This is a genomic window from Phytohabitans aurantiacus (assembly GCF_027923225.1).
In the GTDB taxonomy this organism is placed as follows: Bacteria; Actinomycetota; Actinomycetes; order Mycobacteriales; family Micromonosporaceae; genus Phytohabitans; species Phytohabitans aurantiacus.
Window position 1 is genome coordinate 122,620 of record NZ_BSDI01000001.1, and the last position, 13,465, is coordinate 136,084.

Annotated in this window: 15 protein-coding genes; 11 read left to right on the forward strand and 4 right to left on the reverse strand. The window is 70.6% G+C overall.

Annotation, left to right across the window (positions count from 1 at the left end; all coding sequences use genetic code 11):
• Positions 1–13 precede the first annotated feature (13 nt).
• The 6 genes from QMG73_RS00565 (at position 14) to QMG73_RS00590 (ending at position 4,722) form a co-directional block, all read left to right on the forward strand.
• The gene (locus tag QMG73_RS00565) at positions 14–1,570 is read left to right on the forward strand and encodes an AMP-binding protein (RefSeq protein WP_281891672.1); all 1,557 of its coding nucleotides are present in this window, start codon (positions 14–16) and stop codon (positions 1,568–1,570) included.
• A 65-nt stretch (positions 1,571–1,635) separates the two neighbouring features.
• A complete protein-coding gene (locus QMG73_RS00570; protein WP_281891673.1) occupies positions 1,636–1,872 on the forward strand; it encodes a hypothetical protein in 237 nt (78 codons plus the stop codon).
• Position 1,873: 1 nt separating this feature from the next.
• A complete protein-coding gene (locus QMG73_RS00575) occupies positions 1,874–2,794 on the forward strand; it encodes an FAD:protein FMN transferase (RefSeq protein WP_281891674.1) in 921 nt (306 codons plus the stop codon).
• Positions 2,791–3,336 (forward strand): ferric reductase-like transmembrane domain-containing protein, encoded by a 546-nt coding sequence (locus QMG73_RS00580; protein WP_281891675.1) that lies wholly within the window; start codon positions 2,791–2,793, stop codon positions 3,334–3,336. The genes QMG73_RS00575 and QMG73_RS00580 overlap by 4 nt, the downstream gene beginning before the upstream one ends.
• The gene (locus tag QMG73_RS00585; protein WP_281891676.1) at positions 3,333–4,517 is read left to right on the forward strand and encodes an NADH-ubiquinone oxidoreductase-F iron-sulfur binding region domain-containing protein; all 1,185 of its coding nucleotides are present in this window, start codon (positions 3,333–3,335) and stop codon (positions 4,515–4,517) included. Before QMG73_RS00580 ends, QMG73_RS00585 begins: the two co-directional genes overlap by 4 nt.
• Positions 4,510–4,722 carry a ferredoxin gene (locus tag QMG73_RS00590; protein WP_281891678.1) on the forward strand — a complete coding sequence of 71 codons (213 nt, stop codon included), beginning with the start codon at positions 4,510–4,512 and terminating at the stop codon, positions 4,720–4,722. The genes QMG73_RS00585 and QMG73_RS00590 overlap by 8 nt, the downstream gene beginning before the upstream one ends.
• On the opposite strand, the gene QMG73_RS00595 is transcribed toward QMG73_RS00590, so the two are convergent.
• On the reverse strand, positions 4,701–5,267 hold the full coding sequence (locus tag QMG73_RS00595; RefSeq protein ID WP_281891679.1) for a hypothetical protein: 567 nt from the start codon (positions 5,265–5,267) through the stop codon (positions 4,701–4,703). The genes QMG73_RS00590 and QMG73_RS00595 overlap by 22 nt on opposite strands.
• Positions 5,268–5,447: 180 nt before the next feature.
• Between QMG73_RS00595 and QMG73_RS00600 the strand changes: the two genes are divergently transcribed.
• Positions 5,448–6,413 (forward strand): hypothetical protein, encoded by a 966-nt coding sequence (locus QMG73_RS00600; RefSeq protein WP_281891681.1) that lies wholly within the window; start codon positions 5,448–5,450, stop codon positions 6,411–6,413.
• On the opposite strand, the gene QMG73_RS00605 is transcribed toward QMG73_RS00600, so the two are convergent.
• Both QMG73_RS00605 and QMG73_RS00610 read right to left on the reverse strand, forming a co-directional pair.
• Positions 6,414–7,205 (reverse strand): MaoC/PaaZ C-terminal domain-containing protein, encoded by a 792-nt coding sequence (locus QMG73_RS00605; protein ID WP_407676732.1) that lies wholly within the window; start codon positions 7,203–7,205, stop codon positions 6,414–6,416.
• Positions 7,205–8,527: a 3-oxoacyl-ACP reductase gene (locus QMG73_RS00610; protein ID WP_281891682.1), complete on the reverse strand. Its 1,323-nt coding sequence runs from the start codon at positions 8,525–8,527 to the stop codon at positions 7,205–7,207. The genes QMG73_RS00605 and QMG73_RS00610 overlap by 1 nt, the downstream gene beginning before the upstream one ends.
• Before the next feature lie 47 nt (positions 8,528–8,574).
• Between QMG73_RS00610 and QMG73_RS00615 the strand changes: the two genes are divergently transcribed.
• Genes QMG73_RS00615 through QMG73_RS00625 form a run of 3 tightly spaced genes read left to right on the forward strand, consistent with a single transcriptional unit; the run spans position 8,575 to position 11,817 of the window.
• Positions 8,575–9,861 carry an acetyl-CoA C-acetyltransferase gene (locus tag QMG73_RS00615; RefSeq protein WP_281891684.1) on the forward strand — a complete coding sequence of 429 codons (1,287 nt, stop codon included), beginning with the start codon at positions 8,575–8,577 and terminating at the stop codon, positions 9,859–9,861.
• A gap of 17 nt (positions 9,862–9,878) precedes the next feature.
• On the forward strand, positions 9,879–11,294 hold the full coding sequence (gene purB, locus QMG73_RS00620; RefSeq protein ID WP_281891685.1) for an adenylosuccinate lyase: 1,416 nt from the start codon (positions 9,879–9,881) through the stop codon (positions 11,292–11,294).
• A 58-nt stretch (positions 11,295–11,352) separates the two neighbouring features.
• Complete coding sequence (locus QMG73_RS00625; RefSeq protein ID WP_281891686.1) at positions 11,353–11,817, forward strand: TM2 domain-containing protein; 465 nt, start codon at positions 11,353–11,355, stop codon at positions 11,815–11,817.
• Between the two features lie 70 nt (positions 11,818–11,887).
• Here QMG73_RS00625 and QMG73_RS00630 read toward each other — a convergent pair whose 3' ends face one another.
• Positions 11,888–12,568 carry a S1 family peptidase gene (locus QMG73_RS00630; RefSeq protein ID WP_281891688.1) on the reverse strand — a complete coding sequence of 227 codons (681 nt, stop codon included), beginning with the start codon at positions 12,566–12,568 and terminating at the stop codon, positions 11,888–11,890.
• A 282-nt stretch (positions 12,569–12,850) separates the two neighbouring features.
• On the opposite strand from QMG73_RS00630, the gene QMG73_RS00635 reads away from it, so the two are divergent.
• Positions 12,851–13,459 (forward strand): TMEM165/GDT1 family protein, encoded by a 609-nt coding sequence (locus QMG73_RS00635; protein ID WP_281891690.1) that lies wholly within the window; start codon positions 12,851–12,853, stop codon positions 13,457–13,459.
• The last annotated feature ends 6 nt before the right edge of the window (positions 13,460–13,465 follow it).

Below are 13,465 nucleotides of genomic sequence, written 5' to 3' on the forward strand. Positions count from 1 at the left end.
GCGGGGACCCCGGATGATCACGCCGTTCGTCGTGGCCACCCTGACCCGACGCGGCCTGCTCACCCCGGGTTCCCCGGTGCGGGTGGCGTCCCAGCTCAAACAGCTCTGGCGGTGGGGCTTCAGCCTCGCTGGCGAGCTACGACAGGCCGCCGCCCGCGATCCAAATCGGGTCGCCGTCATCGACGATAGGCGCGGCCCGGTCACGTACGCCGAGCTGCTGCACCGGTCCGAGCAGCTGGCCCGGTCGTTGCGCAGCGCCGCCGGCATCGGGTCCGGCGACCGGATCGGCCTGCTCTGCCGCAACCACGCGGGCATGGTCGAGGCGATGGTCGCCGGCACCCTGCTGGGCGCCGACACGGTACTGATCAACACCGGGCTCTCCAGCGCGCAGCTGAGCGTCGTGGCGGTGGAGCAGCGGTTACGCCTGCTGATCCACGACGCGGAGTTCGCGGACCGGGTGGTCGAGGTGCCCGCGCAGGTCGAGCGGATCGAGGAGAGCCGAGCCGAGGAGCTGACCGCCGGCGCGCCGCCCGGCGAGCTGCGGCCACCCGAGCGCGACGGCCGCACGATCGTGCTGACCTCCGGCACCACGGGCACACCCAAAGGCGCCCGGCGCCGCACGCCGGGCGGCTTCGGGCCGCTCGTCTCGATCATCCATCGCATCCCGCTGCACGCCCGCGATCGCATCATGATCGCCGCGCCGCTCTTCCACACCTGGGGCTACGCCGCGCTTCAGGTCTCGTTCGCGCTGCGCGCGACCGTGGTGCTGGAGCGCAGGTTCGAGCCGAACAGCCTGCTCGGGGCGGTCACCCGCCACAACTGCCGGGCTCTCTTCGCGGTACCGGTCATGCTGCAGCGCCTGCTGGAGGTGCCGCCGCCGGCCAAGAACCCGCTGCGGATCGTCGCGGTCAGCGGTTCCGCTCTGCCCGGCGGCCTCTCGACCAGGTTCATGGACGCGTACGGCGAGGTGCTCTACAACCTGTACGGCTCGACCGAGGCGTCGTGGGTGTCGATCGCCACGCCCGCCAACCTGAGGATCGCCCCGCAGACCGCCGGCAAGCCGCCGCACGGTACCAAGGTGTCGATCCTCGATGAGAAGGGCGAGCCGGTGCCGCGCGGACAGGTCGGCCGCATCTTCGCCGGCAACGAGATGATCTTCGAGGGCTACACCTCGGGTGCCAGCCGGGAGACCCTCGATGGGCTCATCTCCACGGGCGACCTCGGGTTCGTCAACGGCGACGGGCTGCTCTTCGTGGCCGGGCGTGACGACGACATGATCGTCTCCGGCGGCGAGAACGTCTTCCCGTCCGAGGTGGAGAACCTGCTCGCCGACCTGCCGCAGGTACGCGAGGTGGCCGTGGTCGGCGTACCCGATCCGGAGTTCGGCCAGCGGCTCGCCGCCTATGTGGCGCTGCACCAGGGCGAGGCGCTCGACGCCGACGCGGTGCGCGAGTACGTGAAGCGTTACCGGGCCCGCTTCTGCGTGCCCCGCGACGTGTACTTCGTGCCCTTCCTGCCCCGCAACGCCACCGGCAAGGTAGTCACCCGAGACCTGCCCCGACCGCGCTAGCACCCACAGGCGCGGCACAGGGATGTCACAAGGGCGGCTCAGGCCGGCCGGCGAGTCTCTTGGGCATGACCACACTGTCAGTCCGGGAACGCGGTCAGCGCCAGGTCGTCGCGGTGACCGGTGGCCTCGTCGTGGCGAGCCTCGCGGGGGCGCTGGTGGTGGCGGCCGTGGTGCCGTCAGCCGAATCGACGTCCTCGTCGACCTCGACGTCCACGCAGTCCTCTTCTTCGTCCGGCACCTCCAACGACTCTTCCGTCTCCAGCGGCAGCGGCTCGTCGCAGGCCACGTCTGGCGGGTCGTGACATGCCGCTGCTGGAGACCCTGCCCGTCGGCGTGGACACCGCCCAGTGGCCGGTCTGGAGCACCACCGCCCGGCTCGTCGTCACCGACCCATCGACCCTGCCCACCGCCCGCCTCCTGGTCGAAGGCGAGCTGCGGGCCGTCGAACTCGCCTGCAGCCGGTTTCGCGAAGACTCCGAACTGCGCCGGGTACGCCTCGCGGGCGGCCGCCCCGTCAGGGTGAGCGCGCTGCTCGCCGAGCTGATCCGGGCCGCCCTCGACGCGGCCGAGCGCAGCGACGGCGACCTCGACCCCACGGTGGGCACCGCGCTGTGCGACCTGGGCTACGACAAGACGTTCTCCGAACTGCCCGTGCGATCCGCGCCCATGCGGCTCGTCGTCGCGCCCGCGCCGGGCTGGCGGCAGGTGATGCTCGACGGCCGCGACCTCACCGTCCCGCCGGGCGTACTGCTCGACCTCGGCGCCACGGCCAAGGCGTACACGGCCGACCGGTGCGCGCGGCTGGTCGCCGAGCGCTGCGACACCGGGGTACTGGTCAGCCTCGGCGGCGACATCGCGACGGCCGGACCCGCGCCCGAGGGCGGCTGGCAGGTGCTGGTGCAGGACGGGCCGGCTGAGCCGCCATCCCAGGTGGCGCTGACCGCTGGCACCGCTCTCGCCACGTCCAGCACGATCAGCCGGCGCTGGCACACGGACGGGCGCAGCCTGCACCACATCCTCGACCCGCGTACCTGCCAGCCGGCCGCCCCGGTCTGGCGCACGGTATCGGTCGCCGCGCCCCGCTGCCTGTACGCCAACACCCTCACGACGGCCTCCCTGATCCGCGGCCACGGTGCACCCGACTGGCTGCGCTCGCTGGGCGTACCGGCCCGGCTGGTGGCAGCGAACGGCGAGGTGCTGACGATGGGCGGTTGGCCGGCGTGAGTACCGACGTCCTCTGGTACCTGGCTCGCGGCACCGGTGTGGTCTCGCTGATCATGCTCACGGTCGTGGTGGTCCTCGGCGTCGGCGGCCGCTCCGGGCGCCCGGTGTTCGGCCTGCCCCGGTTCGCCGTCGTAAGCGTGCACCGCAACGCGTCGCTGCTCGCGGTCAGCCTGATCGCCGTGCACATCCTGACCCTGTTCTTCGACCCGTACGCCCAACTGAAGCTGGTCGACCTCTTCGTACCGTTCCTCGGCGAGTACCGGCCGCTGTGGCTGGGACTGGGCACGCTGGCCTTCGACCTGATCCTCGCTCTGGTGGTCACGAGCCTGCTGCGGCACCGGCTCGGTGTGACGGCCTGGCGGGCGGTGCACTGGCTCGCGTACCTGTGCTGGCCGGTCGCGCTGCTGCACGGCCTCGGCACCGGCACCGACAACGGCGAGGTGTGGATGTGGGCCGTCTCCATCGCCTGTGCCGCCGGTGTGGTTTCTGCCCTGGGCTGGCGCCTGTCCGATCGATTCGCACCCGTGGGGAGCCTGCGATGACCACGACCCTTGTCGGTACACCCGGCCTGCTGACCGACCCCGACGCGGGACCGATCCGCCTGTCGCACGAACCGCGGCGGCTGCTCGTCTTCGCCGAGGAAGCGGGGCTGACAGGTCGGGGCGGCGCGGGCTTTCCCACCTATCGCAAGCTGGCAGCCGTCGCGGCCGGGGCACAGAAAAGCGGCGCCGAGCGCCCCGTGGTCATCGGCAACGGCGCCGAGGGCGAGCCGGCCAGCGGCAAGGATCGTGCGCTGCTCACCCACTCACCCCACCTGGTACTCGACGGCCTGATGCTCGCCGCCGAGGCCGTCGGTGCCGAAAAGGTGTACCTCTACGCGCCCGCCGACCTCGCGCCGTCCCTGCGAGCCCGGATCGCCCAGCGGGCGCCGCGGATCACGGTCGTCGAGGCGCCGGACACGTTCATCAGCGGCGAGGAGTCGGCGGTGATCTCCCGGATCGAGGGGCGCGCCGCGCTGCCCCGCGACAAGCGCCGGCTGGTCGTCGAGTCCGGGGTGCGTGGCGCGCCGACCCTGGTGCAGAACGTCGAGACGCTCGCTCATCTGGCGCTGCTGGCGCGGTACGGGCCGTCGTGGTTCCGGAGCCGTGGCACGCGGCAGGAGCCGGGCACGTTCCTCGCCACGTTGAGCGGTGCGGTGCGGATGCCGGGTGTCTACGAGGCGCCGTACGGCATCCCACTCGGGGAACTGGTGAGCCTGGCCGGCGGCCCCTCGTCCGACCTCCAGGCCGTTCTCGTGGGCGGCTACCACGGCGCCTGGCTGCCCGCCCGCGCCGAGGTACCGGTGTCGCGGGCCGGGTTACGGCAGTACGGTGCGTCGCCCGGCGCGGGTGTCGTCGTGGCGCTGCCGACCTCGGCGTGCGGCCTCGTCGAGAGCGCGCGTATCGCGAGCTACCTGGCCCGCCAGACCGCCGGCCAGTGCGGCCCGTGCGTCAATGGGCTGCCCCGGCTCGCCGACACGCTGATCCGGCTCGCCCGTCGCGACCGCGACACCCGGCTTCCTGGTGAGGTGGAGCGGCTGCTCGGGCTCGTCGCCGGGCGGGGCGCCTGCCACCACCCGGATGGCACCGTGCGCTTCGTGCGCAGTTCCATGGCCACGTTCGCCCCGGAGGTGCGGATGCACCTGGCGGGGTACTGCACAGCGGAGGGCGCGTCGGATGTCTGAGCGACTGCACATCGACTGGACCGCTTGCCGGGGACGCGGGCTCTGCGGGGAACTCCTGCCCGAGATGCTCGACCTCGACGAGTGGGGGTACCCGCGGCCCAAGCAGGGACTGTCGGTGCCCCGCGCGCTGTCGGGTCCGGCGCGCCAGGCGGTGGGACTCTGCCCCCGCCAGGCGCTTCGGCTTCAGACCGAGGCCACCTCGTAGACCTCCGCCGAGGCGGTCAGCTTCTTCGAGCGCACGGGTTGGCCGCCGATCGTCTTGAGCAGGTACGTGTGCGTCACGCTCTCACCCGGCTCGCCGCCGCACGGGAAGGCGAGCGTGGCGGTGCCCGTGGCCTCGTACGTGTCGTACACACCGGGGCCGTCGACCGAGAGCGTCACCTGCTTGGCGCCGGTGACCTTCCACTCCAGGATCACCGGCACGCCCTCGACGGGGAACTCGCTGGTCCCCTGCGGGCAGCGCGGCTTCTGTGCGATCCGGAAGTAAACGATCTTCGGCCCGGTCGCGACGGGCGGCGTCGTGGCCGGTCGCGTCGTGGTCGGTCGCCCGGCCGGCGTCGTCTGGGCGGGAGCCGGTGACGTGGAGGCCGGCGTGGCGGGTGCGGAGGCCGTGGGAGCCGCGCCCAGGCCACCGGTGCCGCCGGGAGCCGAGCCTTCGTCGTTCGGTGACAGGCAGCCTGCCAGCGCGCCGACCGAGCTGGTGACGACCACGGCGCCAGCCAGGATCGTGAGTGCCGTCCGGTTCTTCATACCCTGACGGTAGGGGTCCAGCAACGCCCCGTAATCCTGACTTCGTGCCACCCATCTTCGTGATCAGGGCGTCCCTGAAGTCGTTAGGGCGACTTGAGGGACGCCCTGATCACGGAAGGTTGTCCACAGGGTTATCCACAGGGATGGTCTGCGGCCGGTAGAGGCGGCACAGTCGTCGGCATGCCGAGGCGGCGCTTGCAGGTGGACATCAGCGGACTGGTAGATCTCCAGTACGGCGTCGTGCGTCGCGATCAGATCGTCGGCGCCACCCTGACCGACGGCTCGCTGAGATGGCTGCTCCGCAGTCGCCAGTGGCAGGTGGTCCTGCCATCGGTCTACGCCAGTTTCACTGGGCGGCTCACCGACGCACAGCGCGAGGTCGCTGCCCAGCTCTACTGTGGACCATCCAGCCAGCTCACCGGCCCGGCGGCGCTACGCGCGCACGGCATGCGATACGCCCCCGACGACGAACTTCTCCACATGCTCGTGCCCCACACGTGCCATGTGAGCTCGTCGGGATTCGTGTTGGTTCGGCGCACACGCCGGCTAGATGGACGGCCGGTCCAGCGCGGCGCCGTGACACTGGCATCCGTGGCGAGGGCGGTGGCCGACACCGCCCGAGCCTGCGTCGACCTTCGCTCCGTGCGCGCCATGGTTGCGGAAGCGGTCCAGAGGCGGCTCACCACTGTGGCGCTGCTACGGGAGGAACTCGACTCGGGCGCGCGGAAAGGAAGTGCCTTGATGCGCGAGGCCCTCGGTGAGGTCGCCAGCGGCGTACGGTCGGCGCCCGAGGCACAGCTGCGGCAGATCACCGAGACGAGTTCCGCCCTTCCAGCGGTGCTGTGGAATCCAGCCCTGGTCACACTGTCCGGCCTGCCGCTGCCGACCCCAGACGGCTGGATCGACGACGTGGGCATCGCCCTCGAAGTCGACTCGCGGGAGCACCACTCGATGCCTGACGACTGGTCCAAGACGCTCCACCGGCACAACATCCTCACCAGCCATGGCGCCCTGGTACTGCATTTCACCCCGACCGCGATCTACGCCGCACCGGAAACAGTGCGGCGCACGATCGTCGAGTCGTACCTGGAGCGCGTACGGAGCGGCGGCAAGGCCGCGATCCGCCTCCGCTCCCCTTCCCCCTGATCAGGGCGTGATCGTTCCAGTGAGGTGTGGTTTTGCGGATCTTGCGTCGTGCAGGGCGAAGGTCCAGGACGGTGAGGCGGAAAACGCGACCGTGGCGGGCATCAGGATCGGGAGCTTGAATGCCACGTCCACTGTGTACGTCTCAGGCAGGCGGCCCTCCAGCGCGGCCAGGCAGCGAGCCTTGCTCCACATGCCGTGCGCGATCGGGCGGGGGAACCCGAAGAGGCGCGCCCCGATCCGTGATGTGTGTATCGGGTTGTGGTCGCCGGAGACCCGCGCGTAGTCGGTGCCGACCCGAGGAGCCACGCGCCACCGCGCGGACGGCGCAGGCGGGTCGGTGCGCTCGCCGCTGCGGCCGCCGTCCTTGCCCTCCCGCTTCAGGTACGTCGAGACGCCGCGCCACACCTCGACGCCACCCGAGGAGGCGGTCGCCACGATGTCGAACTGCCGGCCCCGGTCGTGTGGACGTAGATTGGCAGCGCGAACCGACAGGTCGAGCGGCTCGCTCGCGTCGATCGGGCGCACCAGCTCGATGCGGTTGGCGACATGCACCAGCCCTATCACCGGGAAAGGGAAGTCCGAAGCCGTCATCAGCCGCATGGCCAGCGGAAACGCCATGATGTGCGGGTATGTGGCCGGCAGCGCGTTGGTGAGCCGGAAGCCGCAGGCCCGGTTGTAGTCGGCAAGCCGGCTCAGGTCGGTTTTTACGTCCCGCAGTTCGTGCACGGTGTCGGGGAGGCCACGCGGACGGGAAAACGCGGGGACCAAGCCGATCGCGGCGCGCAGATACATCACGCCCCCAGGAGGCTTTGGCCGCAGACGCGTACGACGTTTCCGGTGACTCCGCCCGACGCCGGCGACGCGAACCACGCGATCGTCTCCGCCACGTCGACCGGCAGGCCACCCTGGGACATGCTGTTCATCCGGCGGCCGGCCTCGCGGAGCATGACCGGCATCTTCGCGGTCATGCGGGTCTCGATGAACCCGGGCGCCACCGCGTTGATGGTGATCTCCCGGTCGATCAGTACTGGCGCCATCGACTCCACGAGCCCGATCACGCCGGCCTTGCTGGTGGCGTAGTTGGTCTGGCCGCGGTTTCCGGCGATGCCCGCGATCGACGCGACCCCGACCAGCCGGCCGCCGTGCGGGATCAGGTCACGGGCGAGGAGTACGTCGTTGATGCGCTCCTGGCTGGAAAGGTTGACGTCGAGCACCGAGTCCCAGCGGTCGGCGTCCATCCGGGCGATCGTCTTGTCGCGGGTGATGCCGGCGTTGTGTACCACGATGTCGAGCCGGCCGTGGCGGTCGGCGATGTGGTCGGCGAGCCGCCCCGGAGCGTCGGCGGCGGTGAGGTCGAGCTGGTAGGCGGTACCCCTGATGTCGTTGGCCACGTCGGCGAGCGCGTCGCCGGCGGCGGGCATGTCGAGCGCGACGACCTGCGCGCCGTCGCGGGCCAGGACCCGCGCGATGGCCGCGCCGATCCCGCGCGCCGCGCCGGTGACCAGCGCGACCTTGCCGTCGAGCGGCCGGTCCCAGTCGGCCGGCATGGTGAACGCACTGGGTCCGATGCGGATGACCTGCCCGGAGACGTATGCCGAGCGCCCCGACAGCAGGAACCGGAGCGTCGACTCGGTGGCACCCTCGGCGCCGGGCGTCACGTAGACGAGCTGCGCGGTCGTGCCCCGCCCGAACTCCTTGCCAATGCTGCGGGTCAGCCCTTCGAGGGCGCGCTGTGCGGTGGCCTCGCGCGGGGACTCGCACGCCTCCGGCGGGGTGCCCAGCACGATCACCCGGCCGGAGGGCAGAAGCGCGCGGGCGTTCGGGTGGAAGAAGTCGTAGAGCGACTTCAGGTCGGTTGAGTCGGTGATGCCGGTGGCGTCGAAGATCAGCCCCGAGTACCGCTCACCCGCGTCGGAGACTCCCGCCGCCTTGAGGATCGCCCTGACAGGCTCGTGAAGTCGTCCACCAGCGGCGGCTTCGACTAGCACCGGGCCGGGTACAAGGGGGTCGCCGGGCCGATGGCGGCGCAGGCTCGGTGGTGCGGGCAGCCCCAGGCGCTTGACCAGGGCGCGGCCCGGCCCGGAGTTGGCAAAGGTCGCGTACCGATCGCTCATAGGCGTATCCTACTGGCCAGTAGGTTACTTCGGGAGAGGAATGCGCCGTGCATACCGTCCGACGAGTCGCCATCATCGGCGGCAATCGCATCCCGTTCGCGCGGTCGAACAGCCGATACGCGGCAGCGTCCAACCAGGACATGCTCACCGCCGCGCTCGATGGATTAGTGGCCCGGTACGGGCTGGCGGGCAAGCGGCTCGGCGAGGTGGCCGCCGGTGCCGTCCTCAAGCACTCGCGCGACTTCAACCTCACCCGTGAGGTCGTGCTCGGTTCGAAGCTCGACCCGCGCACGCCCGCGTACGACGTGCAGCAGGCGTGCGGCACCGGCCTGGAGACGGCGCTGCTGGTCGCCAACAAGATCGCGCTCGGCCAGATCGAGGTCGGCATCGCGGGCGGCGTCGACACCACATCCGACGCCCCGCTCCAGCTCAACGAGGACATGCGGCGCGCGCTGATCGAGATGAACGCCGCACGCAGCCTCGGTGCCCGGCTGCGGGCCGCGGCCAAACTGCGCCCGCTCCAGCCGTTCAAGCCGCAGCTCCCGCAGAACGCGGAGCCGCGTACCGGGCTGTCGATGGGTGAGCACGCCGCGATCACCGCGCGGGAGTTCGGCATCACGCGCGAGGACCAGGATGCCCTCGCGCTCGAGTCGCACCGCAGACTCGCCGCGGCGTACGACCAGGGGTTCTTCGACGATCTGGTGACGCCGTACCTCGGGCTGAAGCGTGACCAGAACCTGCGCCCCGACACCTCGCTGGAGAAGCTGGCCGCTCTCAAGCCGGTGTACGGCGTGAAGGACGGCGACGCCACGATGACCGCCGGCAACTCGACGCCACTCACCGACGGCGCGTCGGTGGTGCTGCTCGCGTCCGAGGTCTGGGCCCGCGCGCACAATCTGCCGGTACAGGCCTGGTTGGTCGACGGCGAGACAGCGGCGGTCGACTTCGTGCATGGCGCCGACGGGCTGCTCATGGCGCCCGCGTACGCGGTGTGCCGGCTGCTCGACCGGCGCAACCTGAAGCTCCAGGACTTCGACTTCTACGAGATCCACGAGGCGTTCGCGTCGCAGGTGCTCGCCACGCTGGCGGCCTGGGAGTCGCCCGACTTCTGCAAGACCAAGCTCCGCCTCGACGCCCCGCTGGGCGCGATCGACCGGTCCAAGCTCAACGTCAACGGCTCGTCGCTCGCCGCCGGACACCCGTTCGCGGCGACCGGTGGCCGCATCCTCGCCACGCTCGCCAAGCTGCTCGCCCAGAAGGGCACCAAGGGCCGCGGACTGATCTCCATCTGTGCCGCCGGTGGGCAGGGCGTGGTGGCGATCGTCGAACGCTGACGCCGTACCGTGGTGGCGTGATCCCGAACGTTCTCGCCGCCCGGTACGCGTCCCCTGAGCTGGTCACCCTCTGGTCGCCGGAAGAGAAGGTACGCCTGGAGCGCCGGCTGTGGCTGGCTGTCCTTCGTGCCCAGCGCGATCTCGGTGTCGAGGTGCCCGACGGTGTGGTCGAGGCGTACGAGGGCGTCCTCGACCAGGTCGATCTGGGGTCGATCGCGGCCCGCGAGCGGGTCACGCGGCACGACGTGAAGGCGCGGATCGAGGAGTTCAGCGCGCTCGCCGGCCACGAGCACGTGCACAAGGGCATGACCTCGCGCGACCTCACCGAAAACGTAGAGCAGCTCCAGGTGCGGCAGTCGCTGGAGCTGGTACGCGACCGGGTGGTGGCGGCACTGGCCCGGCTGGCTCGGCTCGCGGTCGAGCACTCCGACCTGGTGATGGCCGGGCGCTCGCACAACGTGCCGGCGCAGGCGACCACGCTCGGTAAGCGGTTCGCGTCCGCCGCCGACGAGCTGCTGATCGCGTACGAGCGGCTCGACGACCTGATCAACTGGTACCCGTTGCGCGGCATCAAGGGCCCGGTGGGCACCGCGGCCGACCAGCTCGACCTGCTCGGCTCGCCGGAAAAGGCCGCCGAACTCGAGCGCCGGGTCGCCGCACACCTCGGCTTCACCCGTGTACTGGACAGCGTCGGCCAGGTCTACCCGCGCTCGATCGACCTGGCCGTGGTCTCCGCGCTGGCGCAGGTCGCCGCCGCGCCGTCGTCGCTGGCCACCACGATCCGCTTGATGGTGGGGCAGGAGCTGGTCACCGAGGGGTTCAAGCCCGGCCAGGTCGGCTCGTCGGCGATGCCCCACAAGATGAACACCCGGTCGAGTGAGCGCGTCAACGGGTTCGCCGTGATCATCCGGGGGTACCTGTCGATGATCGGCGAGCTGGCCGGCGACCAGTGGAACGAGGGCGACGTGTCGTGCTCGGTCGTGCGCCGGGTCGCGCTGCCGGACTCGTTCTTCGCCGCCGACGGCCTGTTCCAGACGTTCCTGACGGTCCTCGACGAGTTCGGCGCGTACCCAGCGGTGATCGCCCGCGAGCTCGACCGGTACCTGCCGTTTCTCGCCACCACGAAGATCCTGGTCGCGGCGGTGCGGCGCGGTGTCGGGCGGGAAACCGCCCACGAGGCGATCAAGGAGCACGCGGTGGCCGTGGCGCTCGACATGCGCGAGAAGGGCATCGCGGAGAACGACCTTTTGGACCGGCTGGCGCACGATCAGCGCCTCGGCCTCACTCGCGCCGAGATCGACACGCTGGTGGCCGATCGGGCCGCCTTCGTGGGTGCCGCCCAGGCGCAGGTGACCGCCGTTGCCGACCGGGTCGCACAGGTCGTCGCCGCACACCCCGCAGCCGCCACCTATACCCCCGGCCCCATCCTCTGACGAGTCGCTGCGGATTCCCGACAGATCGCACGCCGATTCGAACCGCTAGCGTGCGCTTATGACCGCCCCTCCACCCGGTTACGACCCGTATCAGCAGAACTATCCGCTCGTGCCGTACCAGCAGCAGCCCATGTCCGCGCCGCCCGTGCCGTACTCGCCCGGTCCCGCCGGCTACCCGCCTCAGTACGGAGTGGCGCCTTATGGGACGGCGCCCTACGGACTGGACCCGCTGACGGGTTACCCGCTGTCGGACAAGAGCAAGGTGATCGCCGGCCTGCTCCAGATGCTGCCCGGGTTCTTCATCGGCCTCGGCGGCGTCGGGCGACTGTACGCCGGCAACACGGGGCTGGGTATCACGCAGATCTGCCTCACCGTGGTCGGCTGGATCTCGTTCTGGTGCGGCTTCCTCCTGATCTTTCCCTTCATGATCTACCTCGGCCTGTGGGTGTGGTTCGTGGTCGACGGCATCGTGATGCTCGCCGGCCGGCCGGTGGACGGCCAGGGACGCCCACTCCGTACGTGACACGCGCATGATCAGGGCGTCCCTCAAGTCGTCTCAGCAACTTGACGGACGCCCTGATCACGGAGAAGGGTTAGACGCCTGCGGTTGACTGGATCCAGGCGCGGTTGAACGCGACGCTGCCGTAGTTCTGGATGTTCACGCCGTTAGCGGTCGACGCCACGCCAACCTGGGCGCCGTTGTAGAACTCAGGCCCACCCGAGTCGCCACGCCACGCGTTCCCGTTGATCGCGGTGCTGCGGATCGCACGACCGCCGTACGCGTCCGTCACGTTCGTGCTGGTCACCCGCACCGACGCGGTCTTGAGCTGGGCAGACGCCCCGCAGCCGCTGTAGCAGGTCATGCCCCAGCCGTAGATCGAGTTGGTCGAGCCAACGGGCGGGTCGCTGCTCGCCAGCGTCACGTAACTGGTGCTGACGCTGCTGCTGAGCCGCATGAGCGCCAGGTCGGAGCGCGTAAAGGTGGCGCTGACAGTCCGGGTGACACCGCCCGACGCGCGCAGGACGCTGCCGACGCGCACCGACATGGTGCCGCTGATGCAGTGCCGCGCGGTCAGTACCCAGGTCGGGGCGATGATCGTGCCGGAGCACGTGAACGAGCCGTTGCTGAAGACCGCGGCCGCCCACGGTGCGGAGGAGACGGTGCTGCCGCCGATGATGTACGGCTCCACGTCTGCGGCGACCGCGGCGCTGGGCGCGGCCACGGCCGCGGCGGCCGCGGTGGCGAGCGCCGTCACGGCTAGGCGCATGCGCATGGTTGGACCTCCTTTTTGAGGGGTTTGGGACACGCTAGGACGCATCGATACCCGTCGACAAGGATCCGATCCAGGTCATACGACGGCGTGATGGCCGTAATGACCAGGTAGGCTCGGCTGAGCGAAGGGGAGTAGCCCCCAATCGCGCGGTCGACACACTGGCGCTCCGGCGCCCGGCCGCGTGGCCGTGTTCACCACGGTGGGCGAGACCTTCGGCCCAGGCCATACGTGCCGGGTCGAGGGCGCCCGTGCTCCCGGCCCTGCCGGGAAAGGAAACCGACCATGGAGTACGCGCTCGTCGCGCTGACCGCGTTCGTGCTGATCCTGCCCGTGGAACTGCCGGACAAGACGTTCGTCGCCACGCTGGTACTCAGTACGCGGTACCCGGCGCTTCCGGTGTGGCTCGGCGTCAGCGCCGCGTTCGGCGTGCAGTGCCTGGTCGCCGTCGGCGCCGGTCACCTGCTCTCCCAACTGCCCGAGCGTCCGGTGGCGCTGGTGGCCGCCGCGCTCTTCGCACTCGGCGCGATAGTGCTGTTTCGGGGAGCACGCACGGCCGACAACGCCGAGGCCGAGCAGGAGCGCGAGTACGGCGAAAAGATCACCACCGGTAAGCGTGGCTGGCGCGCGGCGGGGGCGAGCTTCCTCGTGCTCTTCACCGCTGAATGGGGTGATCTGTCCCAGTTGCTCACCGCCGGCCTGGTAGCGAGCGGAAAGCCCGCGGTACCGGTGTTCTTCGGCTCATGGGTGGCGCTGATCACGGTCTCCGGCGCGGCGGTCCTGCTCGGCCGCTGGCTGCTGAAGCGCGTGAAGCTGTCCGTCGTGCGGTACGCCGCCGCCGGGGTCTGTGCCCTCCTCGCGACCATCACCGTGGTCGGTGTGGTGGCGGGCTGAGCCATC

What these genes read in the sequence shown, in the direction of transcription:
- QMG73_RS00595 (WP_281891679.1), bottom strand. Translation starts at nt 5,267, where the DNA reads ATGAAGAACCGGACGGCACTCACGATCCTGGCTGGCGCCGTGGTCGTC.
- QMG73_RS00600 (WP_281891681.1), top strand. Translation starts at nt 5,448, where the DNA reads ATGCCGAGGCGGCGCTTGCAGGTGGACATCAGCGGACTGGTAGATCTC.
- QMG73_RS00565 (WP_281891672.1), top strand. Translation starts at nt 14, where the DNA reads ATGATCACGCCGTTCGTCGTGGCCACCCTGACCCGACGCGGCCTGCTC.
- QMG73_RS00605 (WP_407676732.1), bottom strand. Translation starts at nt 7,205, where the DNA reads ATGTATCTGCGCGCCGCGATCGGCTTGGTCCCCGCGTTTTCCCGTCCG.
- QMG73_RS00575 (WP_281891674.1), top strand. Translation starts at nt 1,874, where the DNA reads ATGCCGCTGCTGGAGACCCTGCCCGTCGGCGTGGACACCGCCCAGTGG.
- QMG73_RS00610 (WP_281891682.1), bottom strand. Translation starts at nt 8,527, where the DNA reads ATGAGCGATCGGTACGCGACCTTTGCCAACTCCGGGCCGGGCCGCGCC.
- QMG73_RS00590 (WP_281891678.1), top strand. Translation starts at nt 4,510, where the DNA reads ATGTCTGAGCGACTGCACATCGACTGGACCGCTTGCCGGGGACGCGGG.
- QMG73_RS00570 (WP_281891673.1), top strand. Translation starts at nt 1,636, where the DNA reads ATGACCACACTGTCAGTCCGGGAACGCGGTCAGCGCCAGGTCGTCGCG.
- QMG73_RS00585 (WP_281891676.1), top strand. Translation starts at nt 3,333, where the DNA reads ATGACCACGACCCTTGTCGGTACACCCGGCCTGCTGACCGACCCCGAC.
- QMG73_RS00630 (WP_281891688.1), bottom strand. Translation starts at nt 12,568, where the DNA reads ATGCGCATGCGCCTAGCCGTGACGGCGCTCGCCACCGCGGCCGCCGCG.
- QMG73_RS00625 (WP_281891686.1), top strand. Translation starts at nt 11,353, where the DNA reads ATGACCGCCCCTCCACCCGGTTACGACCCGTATCAGCAGAACTATCCG.
- QMG73_RS00635 (WP_281891690.1), top strand. Translation starts at nt 12,851, where the DNA reads ATGGAGTACGCGCTCGTCGCGCTGACCGCGTTCGTGCTGATCCTGCCC.